The organism is Mesorhizobium comanense, from assembly GCF_005503535.1.
Lineage (GTDB): Bacteria > Pseudomonadota > Alphaproteobacteria > Rhizobiales > Rhizobiaceae > Mesorhizobium > Mesorhizobium comanense.
In genome coordinates this window covers 404,562-424,354 of sequence record NZ_SCNN01000002.1, presented here as the reverse complement: position 1 = coordinate 424,354, position 19,793 = coordinate 404,562, and the positions used below count along the sequence as shown (strand labels likewise).

Genomic DNA, 19,793 nt, shown 5'->3' with positions numbered 1-19,793 from the left:
CCCATGCGCTATCTGCACACCATGGTTCGCGTCGCCGACGTCGATGTCTCACTCGATTTTTACTGCAACAAGCTCGGGCTGAAGGAAGTGCGCCGGCATGAAAGCGAGCAAGGTCGCTTCACGCTGATCTTCCTGGCCGCCTCCGAGGACGAACAGAGCGGCATCGCCGACAAGGCGCCGCTTGTCGAATTGACCTACAATTGGGATCCGGAGGACTACAAGGGCGGGCGCAATTTCGGCCACCTCGCCTACGAGGTCGACGACATCTACGCCACCTGCCAGCACCTGATGGATAATGGCGTCGTCATCAACCGGCCGCCGCGCGACGGAAACATGGCCTTCATCAGGTCGCCTGACGGCATCTCCATCGAACTCCTCCAGAAAGGCCCGGCAAAGGCCAAGGCCGAGCCCTGGGCTTCGATGGCCAACACCGGAAGCTGGTAAAGCTGCGACGCGCGGCTGCCGCCGCGCTGCTTTTGGCGTTCGCCGGAACAACGCCTATCTGTGCGCTGTCGCGCCGGCGTTCGCGTCGGTGCATTGTCATGCAAATGGGCGCATGCCCTACGGAGAATTCATTCATGCCATCCAGCCATGCCGACGTCGCCACCGAACACGCCAGCCGCTACCTCCAGCAATTGTGCAAGCATTGGGCGCATAAATTTCCGGTCGAGTTCGATCCGCATCATGGTGCCATCGACCTGTCGCTCGGCCGTACCGTCATGGACGCCGACGCAAGCGCGCTGCACATCACGGTGTCGACAGACGAAGCGGGATCGCTCGAACGCCTCGAAAGCGTCGTCGCCGATCACATCAAGCGCTTCGCCTTCCGCGAAGAACTGAGCTTCGACTGGAAGCCTGCGACGGCGGCCTAACCGATCAGGTCTTGCCTGCCTTACCGGCCATCTCCACCAGCGCCAGCACCGAGCGCCAGTTGCGAGCGGTGCCCGGTACCTTCAGAACGCGCGGGATGAGGTTGGCGAACACGGATTTGCCAAGCCCGTCCGGCGCGCTGAGATAGAGCACGTCGCCCTTGACCTCGAAGCGCTCGGGGCCGGTGCATTTTTCGGTCAGCCGCGCCACCTCATCGGCGGTTGGCTCCCGCTCCAGGGCGTAAGCATGGAGCTTGGTGTGGTCGGATGCCATTTCCGGATAGGGATTCTCGCGCACCAACCGCTCGAACCAGTCGGCATCGCGCACCATGATGCGCGAATGAAAACCCCATTTCTTCTCGAAGGCCGCTTCGATCTGTTTGGTCAGCGCGGCCGCGTCGCCCTTGCCGGCGCGGAAGACGGCGTTGCCGCTCTGCACATAGGTGGCGACGTCGGAAAAGCCGAGTTCCTCGAAGAACGACCGCAGTTCCGCCATCTTGACGATGCGGTTGCCGCCGACATTGATGCCCGAAAACAGGGCGATGAAGATTTTCCCGCTCATATGATGAACCCTGCCAATGTCTCGTTCTCGGTGATGTCCTGATACTGGACACCCTCGGCCTCGAAGTTGGCTTTCAGCAGGTCGAAGTTGCGACGGTCCTTGGTTTCGATGCCGATCAGGACCGAACCGAAATTGCGCGCCGACTTCTTCAGATACTCGAAGCGGGCGATGTCGTCGTCCGGGCCCAGCATTTCGAGGAAGTCGCGCAAAGCGCCCGGCCGCTGCGGGAAGCGGATGATGAAGTACTTCTTCAGGCCCTCGAAACGCAGCGCCCGTTCCTTGACATCGGGCAGCCGCTCGAAATCGAAATTGCCGCCTGAAACCACGCAGACAATGGTCTTGCCCCGGATCTCCTTCCTGGAAAAATCCTTCAGCGCATCGATCGCCAGCGCACCGGCCGGCTCGAGCACGACGCCTTCGACATTGAGCATCTCGATCATCGTCGCGCAGAGCCGGTTTTCCGGAATCAGCCGCACCGTGTCGGCGGCGAACTCCTTGAGGTACCGCAAGGGTTCGCGGCCGATCTCGGCCACCGCCGCGCCGTCGACGAAGTTGTCGACCTTGGCAAGCTTCAGCCGTTTTCCCGCAGCCAGACTGTCATGCAGGCTCGGCGCCCCGGCCGGCTCGCAAAAGACAAAACGTGCTTGCCTCCCCTGGTCGGCGAAATAGTGCGTCACTCCGGCGGCCAGGCCGCCGCCACCGACCGGCAGCATGACGATGTCGGGCGTGCGCGCGCCAGGCATCTGGTCCGCGATCTCATAGGCGACGGTCGCCTGGCCCTCGATGATGTCCTTGTGATCGAAAGGAGGCACCATATGGGCGCCGGAGCTTTCGGTGAATTCGAAGGCGGCACGGTAGCAATCGTCGAAAAAATCGCCGACCAGCCTGATCTCGACGAACTCGCCGCCGAACAGCCGGGTCTTGTCGATCTTCTGCTGCGGCGTGGTCACCGGCATGAACACCACGCCTTTCCTGCCGAAATGACGGCAGACGAAGGCAAAGCCCTGTGCATGGTTGCCGGCGGACGCGCAAACGAACATCTCGGCCTGGTTGCCCTCGGCAAGCGCCTTGCGGAAGAAATTGAAAGCCCCCCGGATCTTGTAGGAGCGCACCGGACTGAGATCCTCGCGCTTCAGCAGCACCCGGGCGCCGGTCTTCTTCGATAGATAGTCGTTTTCCTGCAGCGGCGTTTCCGGAAAAATCCGGCGGATCGCGGCAGCAGCGGTGGCGACGCGCGAGGAAAAACTGGTCATGGCAAGGTTCATCCCGGACCGCCCGCAGGCGAGTTGGATACACCCTATTGCATATCCGGCCCGGCAAAACCATTGTTCGAGAAGCTCGGCATCGACCGAGTTGAATTCCTGCTGTTTCTGCAACCGGTTGGATCAGTTTTCTCATATCCGTTGCAGTGACGCGTGGGACGTATCGAAGGCGGTGTACACGGCATCCGGCCAGAATCCTGGATACCCGCATTCCCCGACAACCCTACTGCTGCGCGCCTGTTTTGGCTTTCGCGCAACAGTGCGGCGCCAGCAGCCTGACGCATATCACATTTAGGCTGGACGCGACTTACTTCCGCCGCACTTGGCCTGCTGGGGAGATATCACGGAGGGTGGGATGGCCCTTTTGGGCATAGGTGGAATTTCGACGTGCATTTGAAGACAGTTTGCATTCTTGCGCTTGCCTTGCTGGTGGCAGGCTGCGGCGGCCGTAAAACCGAGGAACTGCTCGGCAGTGCGGTCATGGCCGTGCCGGTGACGGAAATCGCCGGCAACCATTCGATCTTCATTGCCACGACGCGCAAGGCTTCCAGCGATCCCAACAAGGTCTTCGACGGAGAGCGCTCCGCGACGCTCAACTACGCACGCGTCAACGTCACCGTTCCCGGCAGCCACAAGACGGGCCAGATCGAACGGCGCTCGCGCGGCAAGTCGGACGATCCAACGAAGTATTTCATGGCGTCGGAAGTCGTCGGGTACGACACCCAGCCGAAATTCGCCAGCGCGCTCAGCACCGACATCGCGGCGCGCGGCGGCCGCGTCATGGTTTTCGTGCACGGCTACAACACCGGCTTCGACGACGCTGTCTACCGCCTGACCCAGATCGTCCATGATTCCGGCTATCCAGGGACGCCGGTCCTGTTCTCCTGGGCCTCGGGCGCGAAGACGACGGACTACGTCTATGACAAGGAAAGTGCTGCAGCCGCCCGCGACCAGCTGGAGGTGACGCTCAGGATGCTTGCGCAGACAGGCGCCAGGCGCATCGACATCGTCGCCCACTCGATGGGAACCTGGGTGACGATGGAGACGCTGCGCCAGCTCGCCATCACCGGCGACCGCGATCTCGGCGGCAAGCTCGGCGACGTGGTTCTGGCATCGCCCGACATCGACGTCGATGTCTTCAAGAGCCAGATGCGCCGCTACGGCAAACCTGACAAGCCGTTCATCCTGCTGCTCTCGGATGACGATCGGGCGCTCAGGCTTTCCGGCCTGATCGCAGGCTCCCGGCCCCGCGTCGGCGATTACAGGGATGCGGCTGACCTCGCGTCCTATGGCGTGACGGTCATAGACCTGTCCAAGATGAAGGGCAGCGACAGCTTCAACCACACCAAATTCGCCGACAACCCGATGATGGTGAGGATGATTGGCCAGCGGCTGCGCGAGGATGACGGCTTTGCCAGCGACCGCGACGTGACCGACCGCATCAGGCTGCTTGGACAGTAGATGCCGCGCCACGGGGCACCGTGCCTGGTCACCATTGCCGAGGCGTTGGCCACTTTCAACTGGACCGCGCCGGCCTCTGCCTTTATCGGAATACCGAGCGACGTCATGCGTTTGACGTCCCCCTTGACGGGAGCCGCCGTGTGACCGTGCGTTTGAAGAGTGTCGTCGTCATTGCCGTCGCGTCGCTGGCCGCCGGCTGCGCCGCAAACAGGCACGATCTGCTCAACAAGACCACGGTCGCCGTCCCGGCATCCGACATCGCGGCCACGCACGAGATCTATGTCGCCACCACCCGGCAGAAGGCGACGAAAGACCCGCGGCAGGTATTCGACGGCGACCGCTCGCTGACCACCAGCTACGCGCGGGTCGATGTCACTGTTCCGAAGAGCCACCAGGTCGGCAACATCGAGCGCCCCAGGCGTTCCGGCGACAGCAACCCGGCCAAGGATTTCACGGCCAAGGACGTCGCCTATTACGAAGGCGCGCCGCAATTCGCCAAGGCGGTCGGCGCCGATATCGCCATGCGAGGCGACCGCGCGCTGGTTTTCGTGCATGGCTTCAACAATGGTTTCGACGACGGCATCTACCGGCTGACGCAGATCGCCCACGACACCAACTATCCGGGCACGCCGGTTCTGTTCTCCTGGGCATCGAGCGCCAAGACGACGGGCTACATCTACGACAAGGACAGCTCGACCGCCGCTCGCGACGACCTCGAGGCAACGCTCAGGATGCTCGCCAAGACGCGGGTCAAGAGCATCGACATCATCGCCCATTCGATGGGAACCTGGCTGACGATGGAGGCGCTGCGCCAACTCGCCATCACCGGCGATCGCGACCTTGGCGGCAAGCTGGGTTACGTCATCCTCGCCTCGCCTGACATCGACGTCGATGTCTTCAAGAAACAGATGATCCGTTACGGCAAGCCCGACAAGCCTTTCGCCGTGCTGCTTTCAGGCGATGACCGCGCGCTCAAATTGTCTTCGCTTATATCAGGCGACAAGCCGCGCGTCGGCGATTACGGCAACGCCGCCGACCTCGCCAGCTATGGCGTTTCCGTGGTCGACCTGACCAAGACCAAGGGCGGCGACGGAGGCCTCAACCACGCCAAATTCGCCGACAACCCGTTCCTGGTGCAATTGCTCGGCGACAGGCTGCGCACGCCGGCGGGCCTCGCGGCCGACGAGGACCCAGCACAGCTCAACAACATCGGCCAAGGCCTCGGGCAAGCCGTCGGCTCGGCCGCCGAAGTCATCATCACGACGCCGTTCAAGGTGCTGACCATCGCCACCGGCGGCTGAGCATCAACGCGTTCAAGAGCCGCTTCCGAGAACCGGAACGGAGCGTAACCTGGTTTCCTGTGAAGTATCCTGAATGGCTTTGTTTCTGGGCGAATGAAACGCTCGGAAAATATTCGCTTTGCAGGAACCTCGCTGGCTCGATTCCTTGCAAAATCGAATGGCGGCTTTGGACGCAACCCCTTCCTTCATCCGCCGGGATGGAGGACCCTCGGTGCCGGACGCGAAAGGCCTTCCCAGACGGTCCTTGAACCTGACGAGGGGTCTGGGCGTCAGAAAGATTTCAAAGAAATTACAACAACTTAATGAAGCGGCAAACGCGAGTAGCGACGCCCCCGGGCGGCGACTACCTTTTTCGGGTTCTGCAAAACGGATCCAACTGCGAGGTGCAACCCATGTCGGACGAGCAAGTGCGCTGGCTTTTGAAGGTCATTCAGCCCGAGGGGACCTTGGCCTCCCTTCCCCAAGGCGCCGGCCTAAGCCCGGAAGTTCATGCCGGGCTCCTCGGCCTGCCGGTTGATATCTACACGACCGAACTCGGCCGCATGAAAAACGAGGCCTCGGAAGCAGCCGTCGCGTTGCTTGCAGACCCAGCCGTGGCGTCGATGGTCGATCGCCTTCCCCTGCGGAAAGGGGCCAATATAGTGGCGTTCGGCGACAGCTTGACGTCCGATCCCCAATCCTGGGCGGTAATCCTCGGGGAAATGCTGGCGAGGCGCCGCGGTCCCGACGGGATTTCGTTGACCATCAGCGCGGTCGCGGGCGAGACGACCACGCACGGCCTCGTGAGGATCGCGAATGTCATCAGTTCGCGGCCCGACTGGATACTCTTCCTCTTCGGCACGAATGACGCACGCACGCAGGGACCGCGCCCCACGAAGACGCTCGTCCATCATGAGGAGACCGCGCGCAACATTGCCGAGTTGCGGGAACGCGTTTCCGGAGAGACCACCGCGAAGTGCGTTTGGATTGCCCCGCCTGCGGTCAATGAAGCGCAGGTGGCGGCCCACTGGGGCCTGGCCCGGTTCGGGGTTCGGTTCCGGAACGAAGACCTGGCACGGGTAGCCAATATCATCCGCCAGCGCGACGGGCCGGTTATCGACGCCTTCTCGACGCTGGGCAGCCCCCCTCATTCCGACCTGCTCATGGACGACGGTCTGCATTTCACTCTGACGGGCCAGAAGCGAATGGCACTCGAAGTGATCCGAGGCTGGAGCAATATCCAATGAAACATCTCATCGTCGGCGCTACGGGAAACATCGGCTCTCGGGTAACCCGGCGCCTCGTTGAATCTGGCGCACGCCCATCCGTTTTCGTGCGCAGCGCGAACAAGGCCAGAGCTCTTTTCGGCGACCACGTCGATATCCATGCCGGAGATTTCGACAAGCCAGGCTCCTCGCTAACCGCCACGCTTGCCGGGGTCGACAGTATATTCCTCCTGACTGATGGACCGGATCTTGAGCAGCGAGATCGTGCCGTCTCCTTCGCTGCCCGCCACGCAGGCGTACGACACGTCGTCAAGCTCTCTACCTTGGACGTGCGGAACGGGATCGGCACCGGTCCGTGGCACGCACGCGGCGAGGATGCCATTCGCGGAAGCGGGATGGCGTTCACGTTCATTCAGGCCGCCGGCTTCATGTCGAACGCGCTCGGTTGGTCGCAATCCATCCGCCACGCGGGCCTGCTGCGCTCGTCCACGGGTTCGGGCAAGATCGCATTCATCCATCCAGACGACATCGCTGCCGTCGCCGTGACCGCCCTGACCAGCCGCGACCACGACGGCCAGGCGCTGGTGATCACCGGCCCTGAGGCGCTGTCCTATGGGGAGATGGCGGCCACGATAGGCAGAGCCATCGGCAAGCCCGTCGGCTTCGAGCAAATATCCGACCGGCAGGCGTACACCGACACGATCGAATGGGCTGGGGAAGGCCCCTATGTCGATGCCCTTGTGGGCATCTGGCGCGCGGTGCGCGAGGGCCGGCTTGACACCGTGACGGACGGTGTACAACGGGTAACCGGGCGTGAACCGATCCCGTTCGCTCAGTGGGCCGCCGAGAACGCCGCGTCGTTTCAGTAGTGTTTCTGTGCAGTGCCCTGAAAAGAATTCACGTAGACCTGTACCGTACGGATCGCCTCGCTCCTGATGACATCACGCGACAGGGTGCGCACCTGATGGACCGCTCCATGCACGAGGGATTCCACCATGCGTGGAAGGACAAAAAGCATTCGCTCCGTCTCGTCGAGGCTGTATCGCTGCTGGTCGGCGCGTGACAGCACTCGCTCAAAAGTGTGATGCAGCGCGTTCTTGAAACCAAGAACGCCCTCCGGAACGGCGGACGAAACAATCTCGTGCAGTTCCGCAGCATCCACGTGCACATTCACGAGACCTTGGACGAGTTCGCGCGTGAATTCCTGCAGCGGCGCGGAGGCGTAGGCAGCCGTCGCCTGCCCGATGACCTGCCGCACGTCGTCGACGTGCCGGTCATGAAGGGCGGTAAAGATTGCGCGCTTGTCGGGGAAGTACTGATAGACTGACCCGATGCTGACGCCGGCCACTTCCGCGATGCGATTTGTGGTGATGGCCTGGGTTCCGTGGCGCTTCACCACGAGTTGGACCGCCTCAAGCACGCAGTCCACGGTCTGCCGCGAGCGTTGCTGCGTCGGCTCGCGCCGCGCAAAGGTTCTTCTGGCCGTGGTCATGCTCTGCCTCCCCGGATGTGGTTCGCAGGCCAACATCATCCGTATACCGACTAGACGAAAAGATCGACCTTCTGGAACGTCGTTACGTCGATCAGCCCGACATCGGAAATCCTGAGTTCGGGGATGACCACCAGCGCCAGCAGCGAGTGCTGCATGTAGGCGTTGTTCAGCGAACAGCCCATCTTGCGCATCGCCTCGGTGAGTTGCTCGGCCTTGGCGGCGACAATCTCGGCGCGCTCGTCCGACATCAGCCCGGCGATCGGCATTTCGACCAGCGCCAATTCCTTGCCCTTGGAATAGAGCACGACACCGCCGCCGACCTCGCCCAGCCGGTTGACCGCCAGAGCCATGTCCTGCTTGTTGGTGCCCACGCAGATGATGTGGTGGGCGTCATGCGCCACACTCGACGCCATCGCGCAGTCTTCCATATAGCCGAAGCCCGAGACGAAGGCATTGGTGACGCCGCCGGTGCCCCGGTGCCGCTCGACCAGCGCGATCTGGCAGATATCATTGCGGCGATCCATGGCGACCAGACCGTTCTCGACGGGGAGATCGGCTTCCAGGGCTCGTGTCGGCGCCTGGTTCTCGATGACGCCGATCACCCGCACCCGCACTTCGTTAGCGCCCTTGGGGGCCGTGACGTCGAAATCGCCGGCCTTCAAGGTCTTGCCGAGCTTGACGGTGTTCTTCGCCGTTTCGGGGTAGTCGTATGCCGGGATGTCGATCTCGAGCTTGCCGCGTTCGGCCACCTTCACACCGCGCGCATAAACCTCATCGATGGTCATCGCGGCGAGATCGGAAACGATCAGCAGGTCGCCAAGCCGTCCAGGCGCGATCGAGCCGATCTCGCGCTCCAGCCTGAAATGCTGCGCGGTGTTGATCGTCGCCATCTGGATCGCCGTCACCGGCTTCAGCCCTTGGCTGATGGCATGGCGGACCACGCGATCCATGTGGCCCTCGTGGACAAGCGTGCCGGAATGGCTGTCGTCGGTGCACAGGATGAAATTGCGTGAATCGATGCCGCCTTCCGTCACCGCCTTGATCTGTGAGGCAACATCGTACCAGGCCGAGCCCAGCCGCAGCATGGCCTTCATGCCCTGGCGCACACGGGCGACCGCATCCTCGGCGCGCGTGCCTTCGTGATCGTCCTCGGGCCCGCCGGCGACATAGCCGTGGAACGGCAGGCCGAGATCGCGCGAAGCGTAATGGCCACCGACCGTCTTGCCCGCCTTGACCGTCGCGGCGATTTCGCCCGACATCACAGGATCGTTGGCGGCGACACCTGGAAAGTTCATCACCTCGCCGAGCCCGATAATGTTTTCCCAACTCATGGCCTCGGCGACATCGGCGACCGTCAGTTCGGCGCCGGCATGTTCGAGCCCGGGTGCGGAAGGCACGCAGGACGGCATCTGCACATGCACGTTGATGGGCATCGCCACCGCTTCATCATGCATCAGGCGGACGCCGGGCAGGCCCAGCACATTGGCGATCTCATGTGGATCGATGAACATCGATGTCGTGCCGTGCGGGATGACGGCGCGGCAGAACTCCGTCACCGTCACCATGCCGCTCTCGACATGCATATGCGCGTCGCAGAGGCCGGGCACCAGGTAGCGTCCGCCGGCATCGACCACCTTGGTTCCCGAACCAATCGCATGGCTGGCATCAGGCCCGCAGTAAGCGAAACGTCCGCGCGCTATGGCGATGTCGGAGCCGGGGATGATCTCTCCAGAATGAACGTTCACCCAGCGGCCGTTGCGGATGACCAGATCGGCGGGCTTGCGGCCCATGGCGACATCGACCAGATGCGTCGCCACCTCCGTCCAGGGCCTGGGTTTGGTCGCACGCGCCGACGGCTTCTTTGCCATGAAGAGACTCCTGTTTGCGCGACTGTGCCAAGCCGGGCTTGTTTTGACCAGCACCGAAAAAGCGCAAGGACGGGCATCCGCAAACCGCCGACGGCCTGACCTCACGGCGGGCTGCATATCGAATGCTGTTAGTAAAGCGGTTCCTCGAACAGCGTCCTGTCGCCGTCCACCAGCGCCTTAATCTGGGCGGTGCCGTCGGCCGAAAGCGCAAGCTTGATGCCGAAGGGGCGCACCCGCATGTCGTTCTGGATCGCCATGCCCTCGCCCTCCGGCAGATAAAAGCGCTCGATGCCATAGTCCGGGGCGATCGTCGCTCCTTCCTCGCCAAGATCCCAACCCGCCGCGACGCGGCCCGCTATGTCGGCCTCGTCGGCAGCGGCCGGCGACGGCGCCTTGCCGAACCAGGCCGTGGTCGGGACCCAGTAACCATCGGCGCCCTTCTTCAGCCGGACAACGATCGAGGTGTCTTCGCTGGAGGATTTGCCGGCCGGGATGTTGGCGATCATCTTCACCGGTATGCGCGAAATGTCATAGCCGAGCACGATATAATCGCCGCGCAGCAGGTCGCGCGGATCGACAGGCTCGATCTTCAACAGGACTTCCTTGCCGCTGCGCAGGATTGCCGCCCGCCCGGCAATGATCCAGCTCAGGAACCCGATCTGGACGAGCGCCAGCACCAGCGCGGAAATGACAAGTCTCTTCCCACTCATCATGCGGTCGCTCCTCTAGAGGTCGGCCCTGTCATGCGCTTTTCGACGCGGATGATGAGGATCGCAAGGATGCCGAGCAGTACGGCGGCGGCAAGGAAGAAGCCGGCCGTATCGAGCATCGATTGCAAGGTCACCACATAGATCATCGCGAGTTCGAAGGCGAAACCAAGATAGGCCAGCCAGCGCAACCCCCGGCTGTCACGTCCCGCGAACACGATGGCCGCGACAATCCCGGCCAGCCCGACGACCGAGGCGATCGTAAAGCCGCTGTTGTAGGTGCTTTCGTCGGCCAGTTCGAACTGGATGATGGCCAGGCCGGTGAGGAAGCCGAGTAGTGCATGCAGGGGCAAGCGGCCGCCGAGCTGGACGATCCTGTCGACAGGTTCCGGCGCCAAGACGGAAATCGCGAAAAGCAGGGCGGAAGCAATGACCAGCGGGATCGCAACCGGCAGCGTTGCATGGTTCATGGCCAGCAGCACCAGGTAGAAGAGCAGCGACAGGATGATCAGGTGCCGCGCCGCCTGGCTTCGGGTCCAGAACGAGACGCCGAACAGGACTGCCGCCATGACGATGAAGACATGCGGGATTTCGCTGCGGTAGAAATAGTTGAACCCTTTCAGGAACAGCCAGGCATCGGCGATGCCCACCGAAGCGACGGTCAGCGGGTTTGATCTGAGCAAGACCGCCGCCAACGCCGTGCCGAGGCCCCATGTCACCAGCGCCGAAGCCTCGTCGCCCGAGAGATGATACATCTGGCCGATCAGCGCGATCGAACCGCCGAAGGCAGCAGCCGCCACGATCCACAAGGCTTCGCCGATCGCCGCATGGTCGCGCGTCTTCAGAACGGCGCCTCCGACATAACCGGCCAGGATGACGGCAAAGAGTGCCGCGACCCGCGCCAGCCGCGGGATCGCCTCCCAATTGGCGGCAACGAAGATCAGGATGGCGGCGCCGAACAGCAAGGCCGCCATCATCGCCAGGATCGAGCCGAAACTGAGCGACCGCCGTTCGTTGACCTCGACATCGCGCCGCAGCGCATCCGCCGTCGAAGCGTCGATCAGCCCGCTCTCCAGCCACCGCGCTATGTCAGACCTGACTTTTGTCGAATAGCCAGCCATGCCCCTTCCCTCCCTGCTGGGTCGGTTTTTCAACCGGCCCGGCCAAACCTTTGACGTCACGGCACTTTCTGATTCTGGCTTCTTTGTGTCAGGTCCGTGAAGGCGCGTTAATGTTGCATTGCACAATTTGCATTGCTGCCATGCAGCCATAGCGCTTTTAAATCGATATGGGTCCCCCTATTTATGGTTCGTACACAAACGGAATGATCCGCAAGAAAGACGAACGAGAACTACCATGAACCTGATCCGCAACTACCGCAACTGGCGCCGCTACCGGGACACCGTTTCCGAGCTGAGCCGCCTGAGCAACCGTGAACTGACCGACCTCGGCATCAGCCGCAGCGACATTCCCTACGTCGCTCGCAAGGCGGTCTAATTCTTCGGACCGCAAATGGTCCGAACCAGTTTCTGAAAAGAGTACGACAATGAACCTGATCCGCAACTACCGTAACTGGCGCGTTTATCGCGAGACGGTTACCGAGCTGGGTCGCCTTTCGAACCGCCAGCTGCATGATCTCGGTATCGTCCGCGACGAAATCAAGATTATCGCCCGCCGGGCGATCTAATCCAGGAATTTCGCTGGGATCGACCTCCTCCCCGAACCCGGCGAACACGGTCAGCCCTTATCCTCCTCCCAAGGGTTGACCACCCAAACGGCGCCCGCCGCACCTCCTCCCGCGGCGGGCGTTGTTTCCCCGGAGCGAACGAGTTTCGCACCAGAGGTTTCGCCCCTCTTTGCCAGGCGAAAAGAATTTCGTCCGAGCCGACCTCCTCCCCGGCGACGACGAATAGGCCCAACCTTCACCTCCTCCCGAGGGTTGGCCACCCAAACGGCGCCCGCCGCACCTCCTCCCGCGGCGGGCGCTGTTTCCCCGGAGCAAAACAAATTTGCTCCAAAGGGTTTCGCCCCTTTTCAAAACGCGAAAGAGATTTCGTCGGAGCCGACCTCCTCCCCGGCAATGACGAATACGGTCGGCCTTCACCTCCTCCCGAGGGCTGACCCCAAAAACGACACCCGCCGGACCTCCTCCCCCGGCGGGTGTTGTTGTTTCCAGGGCAGGCTTTCCCACCACCAAAGCGTTGCCCTTTGCCGCCGCGCGACAATTGCAATCGCCTCGCCAAGCGACTATTCCGGCGCTCATGAGCAAAAATCCTATCCATATCATCGGCGGCGGTCTCGCCGGGTCCGAAGCCGCCTGGCAGGCAGCGCAGGCCGGCGTTCCCGTCATCCTGCATGAAATGCGGCCCGTTCGCGGGACGGACGCCCACAAGACCGACGGCCTCGCCGAACTGGTCTGTTCCAATTCGTTCCGCTCCGACGACGCGCAGAACAATGCCGTTGGTCTTCTGCATGCCGAAATGCGGCTGGCCGGCTCGCTGATCATGAGCGCCGGCGACGCCAATCAGGTGCCGGCGGGCGGCGCATTGGCCGTCGACCGGGATGGCTTCTCCGACGCCGTGACGAGAAAACTCGAAGCGCACCCGCTGATCACGATCCAGCGCGAGGAAGTGCCGGGCCTGCCGCCGGCGGACTGGGACCAGGCAATCATCGCCACGGGACCGCTGACCGCGCCTTCGCTCGCCCAGTCGATCGCCGAAGCGACCGGCGCCGACGCGCTTGCTTTCTTCGACGCCATCGCGCCGATCATCCATTTCGACACGATCGACATGAATGTCTGCTGGTTCCAGTCACGCTACGACAAGGTCGGGCCTGGCGGCACCGGCAAGGACTACATCAACTGCCCCATGGACAAGGATCAGTACCTTGCTTTCGTACAGGCGCTGATCGACGGCCAGAAGACCGAATTCAAGCAATGGGAAGGCACGCCCTATTTCGACGGCTGCCTGCCGATCGAGGTGATGGCCGAGCGCGGCGTCGAGACGCTGCGCTACGGGCCGATGAAGCCGATGGGCCTGACCAACGCCCACAATCCCACCGTCAAGGCCTATGCCGTCGTCCAGCTGCGGCAGGACAACGCGCTGGGCACGCTCTACAACATGGTCGGCTTTCAGACCAAGTTGAAGCATGCCGAACAGGTTCGCATCTTCCGGACCATTCCGGGACTTGAGAACGCCGATTTCGCCCGGCTGGGCGGACTCCACAGAAACACCTATATCAATTCGCCGACGCTGCTCGACGGCTCGCTGCAGCTGAAGTCGCGGCCCGGCCTGCGCTTTGCCGGCCAGATCACCGGCTGCGAAGGTTACGTCGAAAGCGCCGCCATCGGCCTGCTCGCAGGACGCTTCGCGGCCGCCGAGCGGCTTGGCCAGGCGCCATCGCTTCCGCCGCTGACGACGGCCTTCGGCGCGCTCCTCAACCACATCACCGGCGGCCACATCGTCTCGGACGATGAGCCCGGCAAACGCTCCTTCCAGCCGATGAACGTCAATTTCGGCCTGTTTCCCCCGGTCGAGCCGCCGAAGACAGAAGGCAAGCGCCTGCGTGGCAAGGACAAGACGGTGGCCAAGCGGCACGCAATCACCTCGCGTGCGCTGGGCGATTGCCGGGAATGGCTGGGATTGCCGGCGCAGGCGGAAGCTGCCGAATAGCGAGGCTTCGATTTCTGCGGCGGTCGCGACTGGAAAAATTTGATGCGCGACGGCGATTTCACCGAACCATTCTGAGGCGATAGTTACTCCGCAGGCTCGGCACCCAGCATCGGTAGCCCTGGCTTGCCCGCCTCATTCGGGTTGCGGCGCACATACGCCGCCTTCAGCGTCTCCGACGTCTCGCGCGAGCCATCATGGCTCCAGCCCGGCGGCTTGATCAGGTAGTTCAGGCGCTCGCTCAATGTCAGCCTCGGCGCGAACGCGTCCCTGAACATGCCGATCCACTCGTGGAAGGCCACTTTCAGCGGATTGAAAGTGCCCAGATTCTTGACGATGCCGTAGCGCGGCTGGTCTTCTTCCAGTTCCGGGACAAAGGTGCCGAACATGCGGTCCCAGATGATCAGCGTACCGGCATAGTTGGCGTCGAGATAGCGCGGATTGGTGGCGTGGTGGACGCGATGGTGCGAGGGCGTGTTGAAGATGAATTCGAACCAGCCCCACATCTTGCCGATGGCCTCGGTGTGGATCCAGAACTGCCAGACGAGGTTGAAGCCGAACACGAAGGCAATCACCGCCGGATGGAAGCCAAGCAGCACCAGCGGCGCCTGCAGCACGAACATGAAGGTAAACAGCCCGGTCCAGCTTTGCCGGAGCGCCGTCGACAGATTGTAGTGCTGGCTGGAGTGATGGTTGACGTGCTCCGCCCACACCCAGCGCACCCGGTGCGCGATGCGGTGATAGACATAGTAGCGCAGGTCGTCGAGCAGGAAGGCGACGACGAAAACCCAGACCGACAGGCCGAGATTGAAGAATCGGAACTGCCACAGCCACAGCAGCGCCCAGTAGGACACCACGCCAAGCAGCAGCCCGGCCACGACATTGCCGGTGCCCATCATCAGGCTGGTCAGCGTGTCGCGCGTCTCAAACGAGCCCTTGGCGCGTCCCGTGCGTACCAGCCAGAGTTCTATCAGGATCGCCACGACGAAGAACGGGATCGCAAGCTGAGTGACTTGCGGGAAATTGTACTCGTCCATCACGCGGCCTTCCTGTTGGAATTCGGCAACCGAGGCTGAAGCACATCCAGGACGGACTTGGCGTCAGCAGCGTCCGCGAAAGTGAAGCGGCCGCCCTTCCAGGTGAAGTCGGCAAGCCGCAAGGTGATCGCATTGGCGTCGGCTGCGGCCAGCGCCACCACATCGTCCGGGGTGACGAGGCGGGTCAGGAAACAATCTCCGATCGCCTGAACGACGCCCAGACGCCCGTTCCCGAATTCCAGGAAGGCGCTCTGTCCATCCGATGTAAGCCGGACGGCCGTCGCCCGTTCGTCCGGATAGTCCTGCGCGAAACGATCGCGCGCCTGCTGCGCGTCGGCCAACCTTGCCTTGCGGCTGCCGCCGGTGAAATGGACAGCCGCGACCGACAGGGCGATGCCAAAAACGACGATCGCAACCAGCACGGGCAAGCTCATGATCGGGTCTCCTCCGGGCCAGCCTGTTGTCTTTGGCAACAGTTCCGGTCGGGGATGCTTAACATGATTGACGTTTACGTCAAAGTGCTGGCCAGCCGCTCATGGCGCGACGCAACGTCAACCAATGCCGGCGCAAGGCCGACAGCCGCGTCACGCCGTCGAGCGGCGAAGAGCGCGCACTTTCCATCTTGCCGAGATAGGCCCTCGACAGAGCCAGTGGCAGGTACGCCGGACGCAACGAGGCCGGCAACGCCGAAGCGCCTTTCTCGAAAACCGAAAGATGCTCCCGGGCCAGCGCGATCATCGCGTCGACAGCGCGCCGCGCAGCTGGGCTATCGCCGCTCGCGATGAACTCTTCGGGCGAGGATCCCGCCGCCGCCAACAGGTCGGCCGGGATGAAACATTGCCCTCGCCTGCGATGCAGCGGCAGCAGCAGCAAAAGGCCGGTAATCGCCTGCGCGCAGCCAGCCCGTCCGGAAAGTTCGGCGAATCGTGGCGCTTCGACGGGATCGAGAACCATGGCCGTGAGCTGGATGAGCGCGGCTGCCGTCTCGCCGCAATAGCCTTCCAGATCCGTGCGCGACGGCATGGGATCGTCATAGAGGTCGAAAATGCGGGCTTCGAGCATATTCTCGAAGGCCAGCTTCGGCAGTTTGAACGCCGAAATCGTCATGTTCAAGCTTTCCGCAATCGGATGGCCCGCCCCCGATTCGCCGCCGGCGGCAATCACGTCTCGCCACCATTGCAGCCGCACCTCGCCCGGCAAGGGTTCATGGATGCGGTCGCGAACGCCCGCCACCTCGGCATTGAAAGCGTAGAGCGAAAACAGGCCGTCGCGTTTGTCGGCCGGCGCGTAGAGCGCTGTGAGATAGCGGTCATGGTCGGCGGCGCGCACCGTCTCCGTGACGATCTGGCTGTTCCCGGACATGTCAGTCGACGGCGATAAGCGCCGCGGCTACGGCGCGATCTTCCGCCAGCAGCACGTTGTAGGTCCGCACCGCCGCACCTGTCGACATCGGATCGGACGCGATGCCGGCCTCTTTCAGGGCTGCCCGCAGCGCGGCCGGCAGCGGACGCAAATCCCTGCCCATGCCGACCAGCAGGATTTCGACCTTGTCGGCCTCGGCAAGCAGCTTGTCGAAATCGGCCACCGTCAGATCAAGCGGATCCGCCGGCTCCCAGCCATGAATGCCGGAGGGCAGGCAGAGCAGCGAACCGCGATGCGACATGTCCGCAAAGCGGAACCCGCCGTTGCCGTAGGCCTCGATCGGCGCACGGCCGGGAAAATGCGCCTCGCGAATGACGATGCCTTTGCCGGTCACCACTCCGTCACCCCTTCGGGGCCGCGCGTCAGGTCGCGACCGCCTTGCCGCCGCCGACCGGCTTCTCTTCATCGGCCGTGGCCTGCGGCCGCAGCTTGAATAGGATCAACAGCGGTGCCGCGATGAAGATCGACGAATAGGTGCCGAAGACGACGCCGAACAGCATGGCCATGGTGAAGGAACGGATGACTTCGCCGCCGAACAGCACCAGGGCCAAGAGCGCCAGGATCGTCGTCACCGAAGTAAGCGTCGTTCTGGACAGCGTCTCGTTGATGGCGTTGTTCAGAAGCTGCGGCAGCGGCATTCGCTTGTATTTTCGCAGATCCTCGCGGACGCGGTCATACACGACGATCGTGTCGTTCAGCGAATAGCCGATGATGGTCAGGATCGCCGCCAGCGACGATTGGTTGAATTCGAGCCCCGTGATGACGAAGAAGCCCAGCGTCATGACCACGTCGTGGACGGTCGCGACGATGGCGCCGACCGCGAACTGCCACTCGAAGCGGAACCAGACATAGATCAGGATGCCGACCAGCGCGATCAGCATGGCGATGGTGCCCTGCTTGGCGAGTTCGCCCGACACGGTCGGCCCGACCACTTCGACACGGCGGAAATCATACTGGTCCTGCAGTTCGCCGCGCACCTTGTCGATGACGGTCTGCTCGGCATTCTCGCCGGCGTCCTGCGCTCCGACACGGATCAGCACGTCGTTTGGCGCGCCGAACTGCTGTACCTGCACCTCGCCGATGTTGAGTTCCGTCAGCCTGCTGCGGATATCGCCGAGATTGGCGTCGCCGCTCTTGGACTGCACCTCGATCAAGGAGCCGCCCTTGAAGTCGATGCCGTAATTGATGTCGACGGTCATGAACAGTACGACCGACAGCACCGACAGGATGCTCGACAGTGCGAACGTCCAGCGCCTTATGCCCATGAACGGAATTTTCGTGCCGGGCGGAATGAACGTCACCGGCGCCCTCGGCAATTCCTTCGGGCGAGCGCGGCGCAGCCACATCGACACCAGCAGACGCGTGAAGGTGAAAGCGGTGAACACCGTGGTCAGGATGCCGATGGCGAAGGTGATGGCGAATCCCTTCACCGGCCCGGTTCCCAGGTAGAACAGCACCACGGTCGCGATCAGCGACGTGACGTTGGAGTCCACGATCGTCGCCAGCGCCTTGGTGAAGCCCGTATCAATCGCCTGGATCACCGATCGCCCGTTTCGTCGCTCCTCACGGATGCGTTCGTAGATCAGCACGTTGGAATCGACCGCCATGCCGATGGTGAGCACGATACCGGCGATGCCGGGCAAGGTCAGCGTCGCCCCAAGCAGGGACAGCAGCGCGACGATCATGGCCACATGCACCGCCAGCGCGATGTTGGCGAGGAAGCCGAGGAAGCCGTAAGCGACGAACATGAAGGCGACGACAAGGATCGAGCCGATGATGCCCGCGACCTTGCCCGCATGGATCGAATCCTGGCCTAGGCCTGGACCCACGGTGCGCTCCTCGATAACGGTCAGCGTCGCCGGCAAGGCGCCGGCACGCAGAAGCACGGCAAGATCATTGGCGCTCTGCGCGGTGAAATTTCCCGAGATCTGACCTGTGCCGCCAAGGATCGGCTCGCGGATCTGCGGCGCCGAAATCACCTGGTTGTCGAGGATGATGGCAAACAGCTTGCCGACATTCTGCGAGGTCGCCTGACCGAAGCGCGCCGCCCCCTTCGAATCGAAGCGGAACGAAACCACCGGCTCATTGTTCTGCGAATTATACGTCGCCTGCGCGTCGACGAGGTTTTCGCCCGACACGATGACGCGGTTTTCGATCAGGTAGGGAACCGGCGGATCGTCCTGCGAGTAGAGCACAGACGAGCCCGCCGGGGGACGGCCCTTGAGCGCGTCCTGGACCGGCATCGACTGATCGACCATCTGGAACGTCAGCTTCGCGGTCTGGCCGAGGATTTCCTTCAGCCGCTGCGGGTCCTGCAGGCCGGGGACCTGGACCAGGATGCGGTTGTCGCCCTGGCGCTGCACGATCGGCTCGGTCGTGCCGAGTTCGTTGACGCGGCGCTCCACCACTTCGATCGACTGCGCCAATGCGGTCGAGGTGCGGTATTTGATGCCGGCGTCCGTCACAGTGAATTTGAGCAGGCCCGGCTCGGAATCGTCCAGCGACATCTCCTGGATCGAGCCGCCGCTGAACAGTCCGGCCGCGACCGGATCGGTCAGCGGCTTCAAGGCCGTCTTGGCGGCATCGAGCTGGGCCGGGTCGGTGATGCGCACCTGCAAGGTGCGGCCGGTGCCGCCGAGACCGGTGTAGCCGATCTTGGCGTCGCGCAGCAGGGTGCGGATTTCATCGCGCGAAGTCTCCAGCCGATCCTTGATCAGATCGTTCTGGTTCATCTCGAGCAGGATGTGCGAACCGCCCTGCAGGTCGAGACCAAGCGTCATCTGCCGCTTCGGCACCCAGCTCGGAAGCTGGGCCAGCGTGCTTGCGGGGATGAGATTGGGCGCGGCGAGGATCACTGTGGCGGCCACGGCCAACCAGATCAGGATCATCTTCAAGCGCGAGAAATACAGCATATGGCGTCGTCCGTCAGAGCAGGTCCG

At 62.9% G+C, this 19,793-nt stretch carries 20 protein-coding genes; 9 read left to right on the top strand and 11 right to left on the bottom strand.

The features are described from left to right. Window positions 1-3: 3 nt before the first annotated feature. Entirely contained in the window at window positions 4-444 is a 441-nt protein-coding gene (locus tag FFS37_RS06470) for a VOC family protein (protein ID WP_137930102.1), read from the top strand. A gap of 134 nt (window positions 445-578) precedes the next feature. Beyond that, window positions 579-872 (top strand): DUF2218 domain-containing protein, encoded by a 294-nt coding sequence (locus FFS37_RS06465; RefSeq protein ID WP_137930101.1) that lies wholly within the window; start codon window positions 579-581, stop codon window positions 870-872. Between the two features lie 4 nt (window positions 873-876). Here FFS37_RS06465 and FFS37_RS06460 read toward each other — a convergent pair whose 3' ends face one another. Both FFS37_RS06460 and ilvA read right to left on the bottom strand, forming a co-directional pair. Beyond that, window positions 877-1,431, bottom strand: a complete 555-nt coding sequence (locus FFS37_RS06460; RefSeq protein WP_137930100.1) for a DUF1697 domain-containing protein — start codon at window positions 1,429-1,431, stop codon at window positions 877-879. Then, window positions 1,428-2,684 (bottom strand): threonine ammonia-lyase IlvA, encoded by a 1,257-nt coding sequence (ilvA, locus tag FFS37_RS06455; RefSeq protein WP_137930099.1) that lies wholly within the window; start codon window positions 2,682-2,684, stop codon window positions 1,428-1,430. The genes FFS37_RS06460 and ilvA overlap by 4 nt, the downstream gene beginning before the upstream one ends. Window positions 2,685-3,080: 396 nt before the next feature. On the opposite strand from ilvA, the gene FFS37_RS06450 reads away from it, so the two are divergent. The 4 genes from FFS37_RS06450 to FFS37_RS06435 all read left to right on the top strand — a co-directional run bounded on the left by FFS37_RS06450 (window position 3,081) and on the right by FFS37_RS06435 (window position 7,529). After that, entirely contained in the window at window positions 3,081-4,154 is a 1,074-nt protein-coding gene (locus FFS37_RS06450) for an alpha/beta hydrolase (protein ID WP_137930098.1), read from the top strand. Between the two features lie 140 nt (window positions 4,155-4,294). Continuing rightward, window positions 4,295-5,455, top strand: a complete 1,161-nt coding sequence (locus FFS37_RS06445; protein WP_137930097.1) for an alpha/beta hydrolase — start codon at window positions 4,295-4,297, stop codon at window positions 5,453-5,455. Window positions 5,456-5,847: 392 nt separating this feature from the next. After that, window positions 5,848-6,681: an SGNH/GDSL hydrolase family protein gene (locus FFS37_RS06440; protein WP_137930096.1), complete on the top strand. Its 834-nt coding sequence runs from the start codon at window positions 5,848-5,850 to the stop codon at window positions 6,679-6,681. Then, a complete protein-coding gene (locus tag FFS37_RS06435; protein WP_137930095.1) occupies window positions 6,678-7,529 on the top strand; it encodes an SDR family oxidoreductase in 852 nt (283 codons plus the stop codon). The genes FFS37_RS06440 and FFS37_RS06435 overlap by 4 nt, the downstream gene beginning before the upstream one ends. Here FFS37_RS06435 and FFS37_RS06430 read toward each other — a convergent pair. The 4 genes from FFS37_RS06430 to FFS37_RS06415 all read right to left on the bottom strand — a co-directional run bounded on the left by FFS37_RS06430 (window position 7,523) and on the right by FFS37_RS06415 (window position 11,848). Beyond that, window positions 7,523-8,152 carry a TetR/AcrR family transcriptional regulator gene (locus FFS37_RS06430; RefSeq protein ID WP_232375586.1) on the bottom strand — a complete coding sequence of 210 codons (630 nt, stop codon included), beginning with the start codon at window positions 8,150-8,152 and terminating at the stop codon, window positions 7,523-7,525. The genes FFS37_RS06435 and FFS37_RS06430 overlap by 7 nt on opposite strands. A gap of 50 nt (window positions 8,153-8,202) precedes the next feature. Next, window positions 8,203-10,020, bottom strand: a complete 1,818-nt coding sequence (gene ade / locus FFS37_RS06425; RefSeq protein ID WP_137930093.1) for an adenine deaminase — start codon at window positions 10,018-10,020, stop codon at window positions 8,203-8,205. A 128-nt stretch (window positions 10,021-10,148) separates the two neighbouring features. Further along, window positions 10,149-10,733: a GDYXXLXY domain-containing protein gene (locus FFS37_RS06420; RefSeq protein ID WP_137930092.1), complete on the bottom strand. Its 585-nt coding sequence runs from the start codon at window positions 10,731-10,733 to the stop codon at window positions 10,149-10,151. After that, complete coding sequence (locus FFS37_RS06415) at window positions 10,730-11,848, bottom strand: DUF2157 domain-containing protein (protein ID WP_137930091.1); 1,119 nt, start codon at window positions 11,846-11,848, stop codon at window positions 10,730-10,732. The genes FFS37_RS06420 and FFS37_RS06415 overlap by 4 nt, the downstream gene beginning before the upstream one ends. A gap of 235 nt (window positions 11,849-12,083) precedes the next feature. On the opposite strand from FFS37_RS06415, the gene FFS37_RS06410 reads away from it, so the two are divergent. The 3 genes from FFS37_RS06410 to trmFO all read left to right on the top strand — a co-directional run bounded on the left by FFS37_RS06410 (window position 12,084) and on the right by trmFO (window position 14,398). Beyond that, window positions 12,084-12,224: a DUF1127 domain-containing protein gene (locus FFS37_RS06410; protein ID WP_013531315.1), complete on the top strand. Its 141-nt coding sequence runs from the start codon at window positions 12,084-12,086 to the stop codon at window positions 12,222-12,224. A 49-nt stretch (window positions 12,225-12,273) separates the two neighbouring features. Beyond that, window positions 12,274-12,414, top strand: coding sequence for a DUF1127 domain-containing protein (locus tag FFS37_RS06405; protein ID WP_019858543.1), 141 nt, complete (start codon window positions 12,274-12,276; stop codon window positions 12,412-12,414). Between the two features lie 574 nt (window positions 12,415-12,988). Next, entirely contained in the window at window positions 12,989-14,398 is a 1,410-nt protein-coding gene (gene trmFO / locus FFS37_RS06400) for a methylenetetrahydrofolate--tRNA-(uracil(54)-C(5))-methyltransferase (FADH(2)-oxidizing) TrmFO (protein ID WP_137930090.1), read from the top strand. Between the two features lie 83 nt (window positions 14,399-14,481). On the opposite strand, the gene FFS37_RS06395 is transcribed toward trmFO, so the two are convergent. The 5 genes from FFS37_RS06395 to secDF form a co-directional block, all read right to left on the bottom strand. Then, window positions 14,482-15,432 (bottom strand): sterol desaturase family protein, encoded by a 951-nt coding sequence (locus FFS37_RS06395; protein ID WP_171026187.1) that lies wholly within the window; start codon window positions 15,430-15,432, stop codon window positions 14,482-14,484. Beyond that, entirely contained in the window at window positions 15,432-15,866 is a 435-nt protein-coding gene (locus FFS37_RS06390; protein ID WP_137930088.1) for a hypothetical protein, read from the bottom strand. Before FFS37_RS06390 ends, FFS37_RS06395 begins: the two co-directional genes overlap by 1 nt. A 79-nt stretch (window positions 15,867-15,945) precedes the next feature. Further along, window positions 15,946-16,794 (bottom strand): phytoene/squalene synthase family protein, encoded by an 849-nt coding sequence (locus FFS37_RS06385; RefSeq protein ID WP_137930087.1) that lies wholly within the window; start codon window positions 16,792-16,794, stop codon window positions 15,946-15,948. 1 nt (window position 16,795) lies between these two features. Continuing rightward, a complete protein-coding gene (locus FFS37_RS06380; protein ID WP_137930139.1) occupies window positions 16,796-17,188 on the bottom strand; it encodes an Mth938-like domain-containing protein in 393 nt (130 codons plus the stop codon). A 28-nt stretch (window positions 17,189-17,216) separates the two neighbouring features. Beyond that, a complete protein-coding gene (secDF, locus tag FFS37_RS06375) occupies window positions 17,217-19,766 on the bottom strand; it encodes a protein translocase subunit SecDF (RefSeq protein WP_137930086.1) in 2,550 nt (849 codons plus the stop codon). Window positions 19,767-19,793: the final 27 nt, after the last annotated feature.

Coding starts and splice junctions, on each gene's coding strand:
- FFS37_RS06390 (WP_137930088.1), bottom strand. CDS start 15,866: ATGAGCTTGCCCGTGCTGGTTGCGATCGTCGTTTTTGGCATCGCCCTG.
- FFS37_RS06440 (WP_137930096.1), top strand. CDS start 5,848: ATGTCGGACGAGCAAGTGCGCTGGCTTTTGAAGGTCATTCAGCCCGAG.
- FFS37_RS06395 (WP_171026187.1), bottom strand. CDS start 15,432: ATGGACGAGTACAATTTCCCGCAAGTCACTCAGCTTGCGATCCCGTTC.
- trmFO (WP_137930090.1), top strand. CDS start 12,989: ATGAGCAAAAATCCTATCCATATCATCGGCGGCGGTCTCGCCGGGTCC.
- FFS37_RS06430 (WP_232375586.1), bottom strand. CDS start 8,152: ATGACCACGGCCAGAAGAACCTTTGCGCGGCGCGAGCCGACGCAGCAA.
- FFS37_RS06415 (WP_137930091.1), bottom strand. CDS start 11,848: ATGGCTGGCTATTCGACAAAAGTCAGGTCTGACATAGCGCGGTGGCTG.
- FFS37_RS06405 (WP_019858543.1), top strand. CDS start 12,274: ATGAACCTGATCCGCAACTACCGTAACTGGCGCGTTTATCGCGAGACG.
- FFS37_RS06460 (WP_137930100.1), bottom strand. CDS start 1,431: ATGAGCGGGAAAATCTTCATCGCCCTGTTTTCGGGCATCAATGTCGGC.
- FFS37_RS06470 (WP_137930102.1), top strand. CDS start 4: ATGCGCTATCTGCACACCATGGTTCGCGTCGCCGACGTCGATGTCTCA.
- ade (WP_137930093.1), bottom strand. CDS start 10,020: ATGGCAAAGAAGCCGTCGGCGCGTGCGACCAAACCCAGGCCCTGGACG.
- ilvA (WP_137930099.1), bottom strand. CDS start 2,684: ATGACCAGTTTTTCCTCGCGCGTCGCCACCGCTGCTGCCGCGATCCGC.
- FFS37_RS06465 (WP_137930101.1), top strand. CDS start 579: ATGCCATCCAGCCATGCCGACGTCGCCACCGAACACGCCAGCCGCTAC.
- FFS37_RS06410 (WP_013531315.1), top strand. CDS start 12,084: ATGAACCTGATCCGCAACTACCGCAACTGGCGCCGCTACCGGGACACC.
- FFS37_RS06385 (WP_137930087.1), bottom strand. CDS start 16,794: ATGTCCGGGAACAGCCAGATCGTCACGGAGACGGTGCGCGCCGCCGAC.
- secDF (WP_137930086.1), bottom strand. CDS start 19,766: ATGCTGTATTTCTCGCGCTTGAAGATGATCCTGATCTGGTTGGCCGTG.
- FFS37_RS06420 (WP_137930092.1), bottom strand. CDS start 10,733: ATGATGAGTGGGAAGAGACTTGTCATTTCCGCGCTGGTGCTGGCGCTC.
- FFS37_RS06435 (WP_137930095.1), top strand. CDS start 6,678: ATGAAACATCTCATCGTCGGCGCTACGGGAAACATCGGCTCTCGGGTA.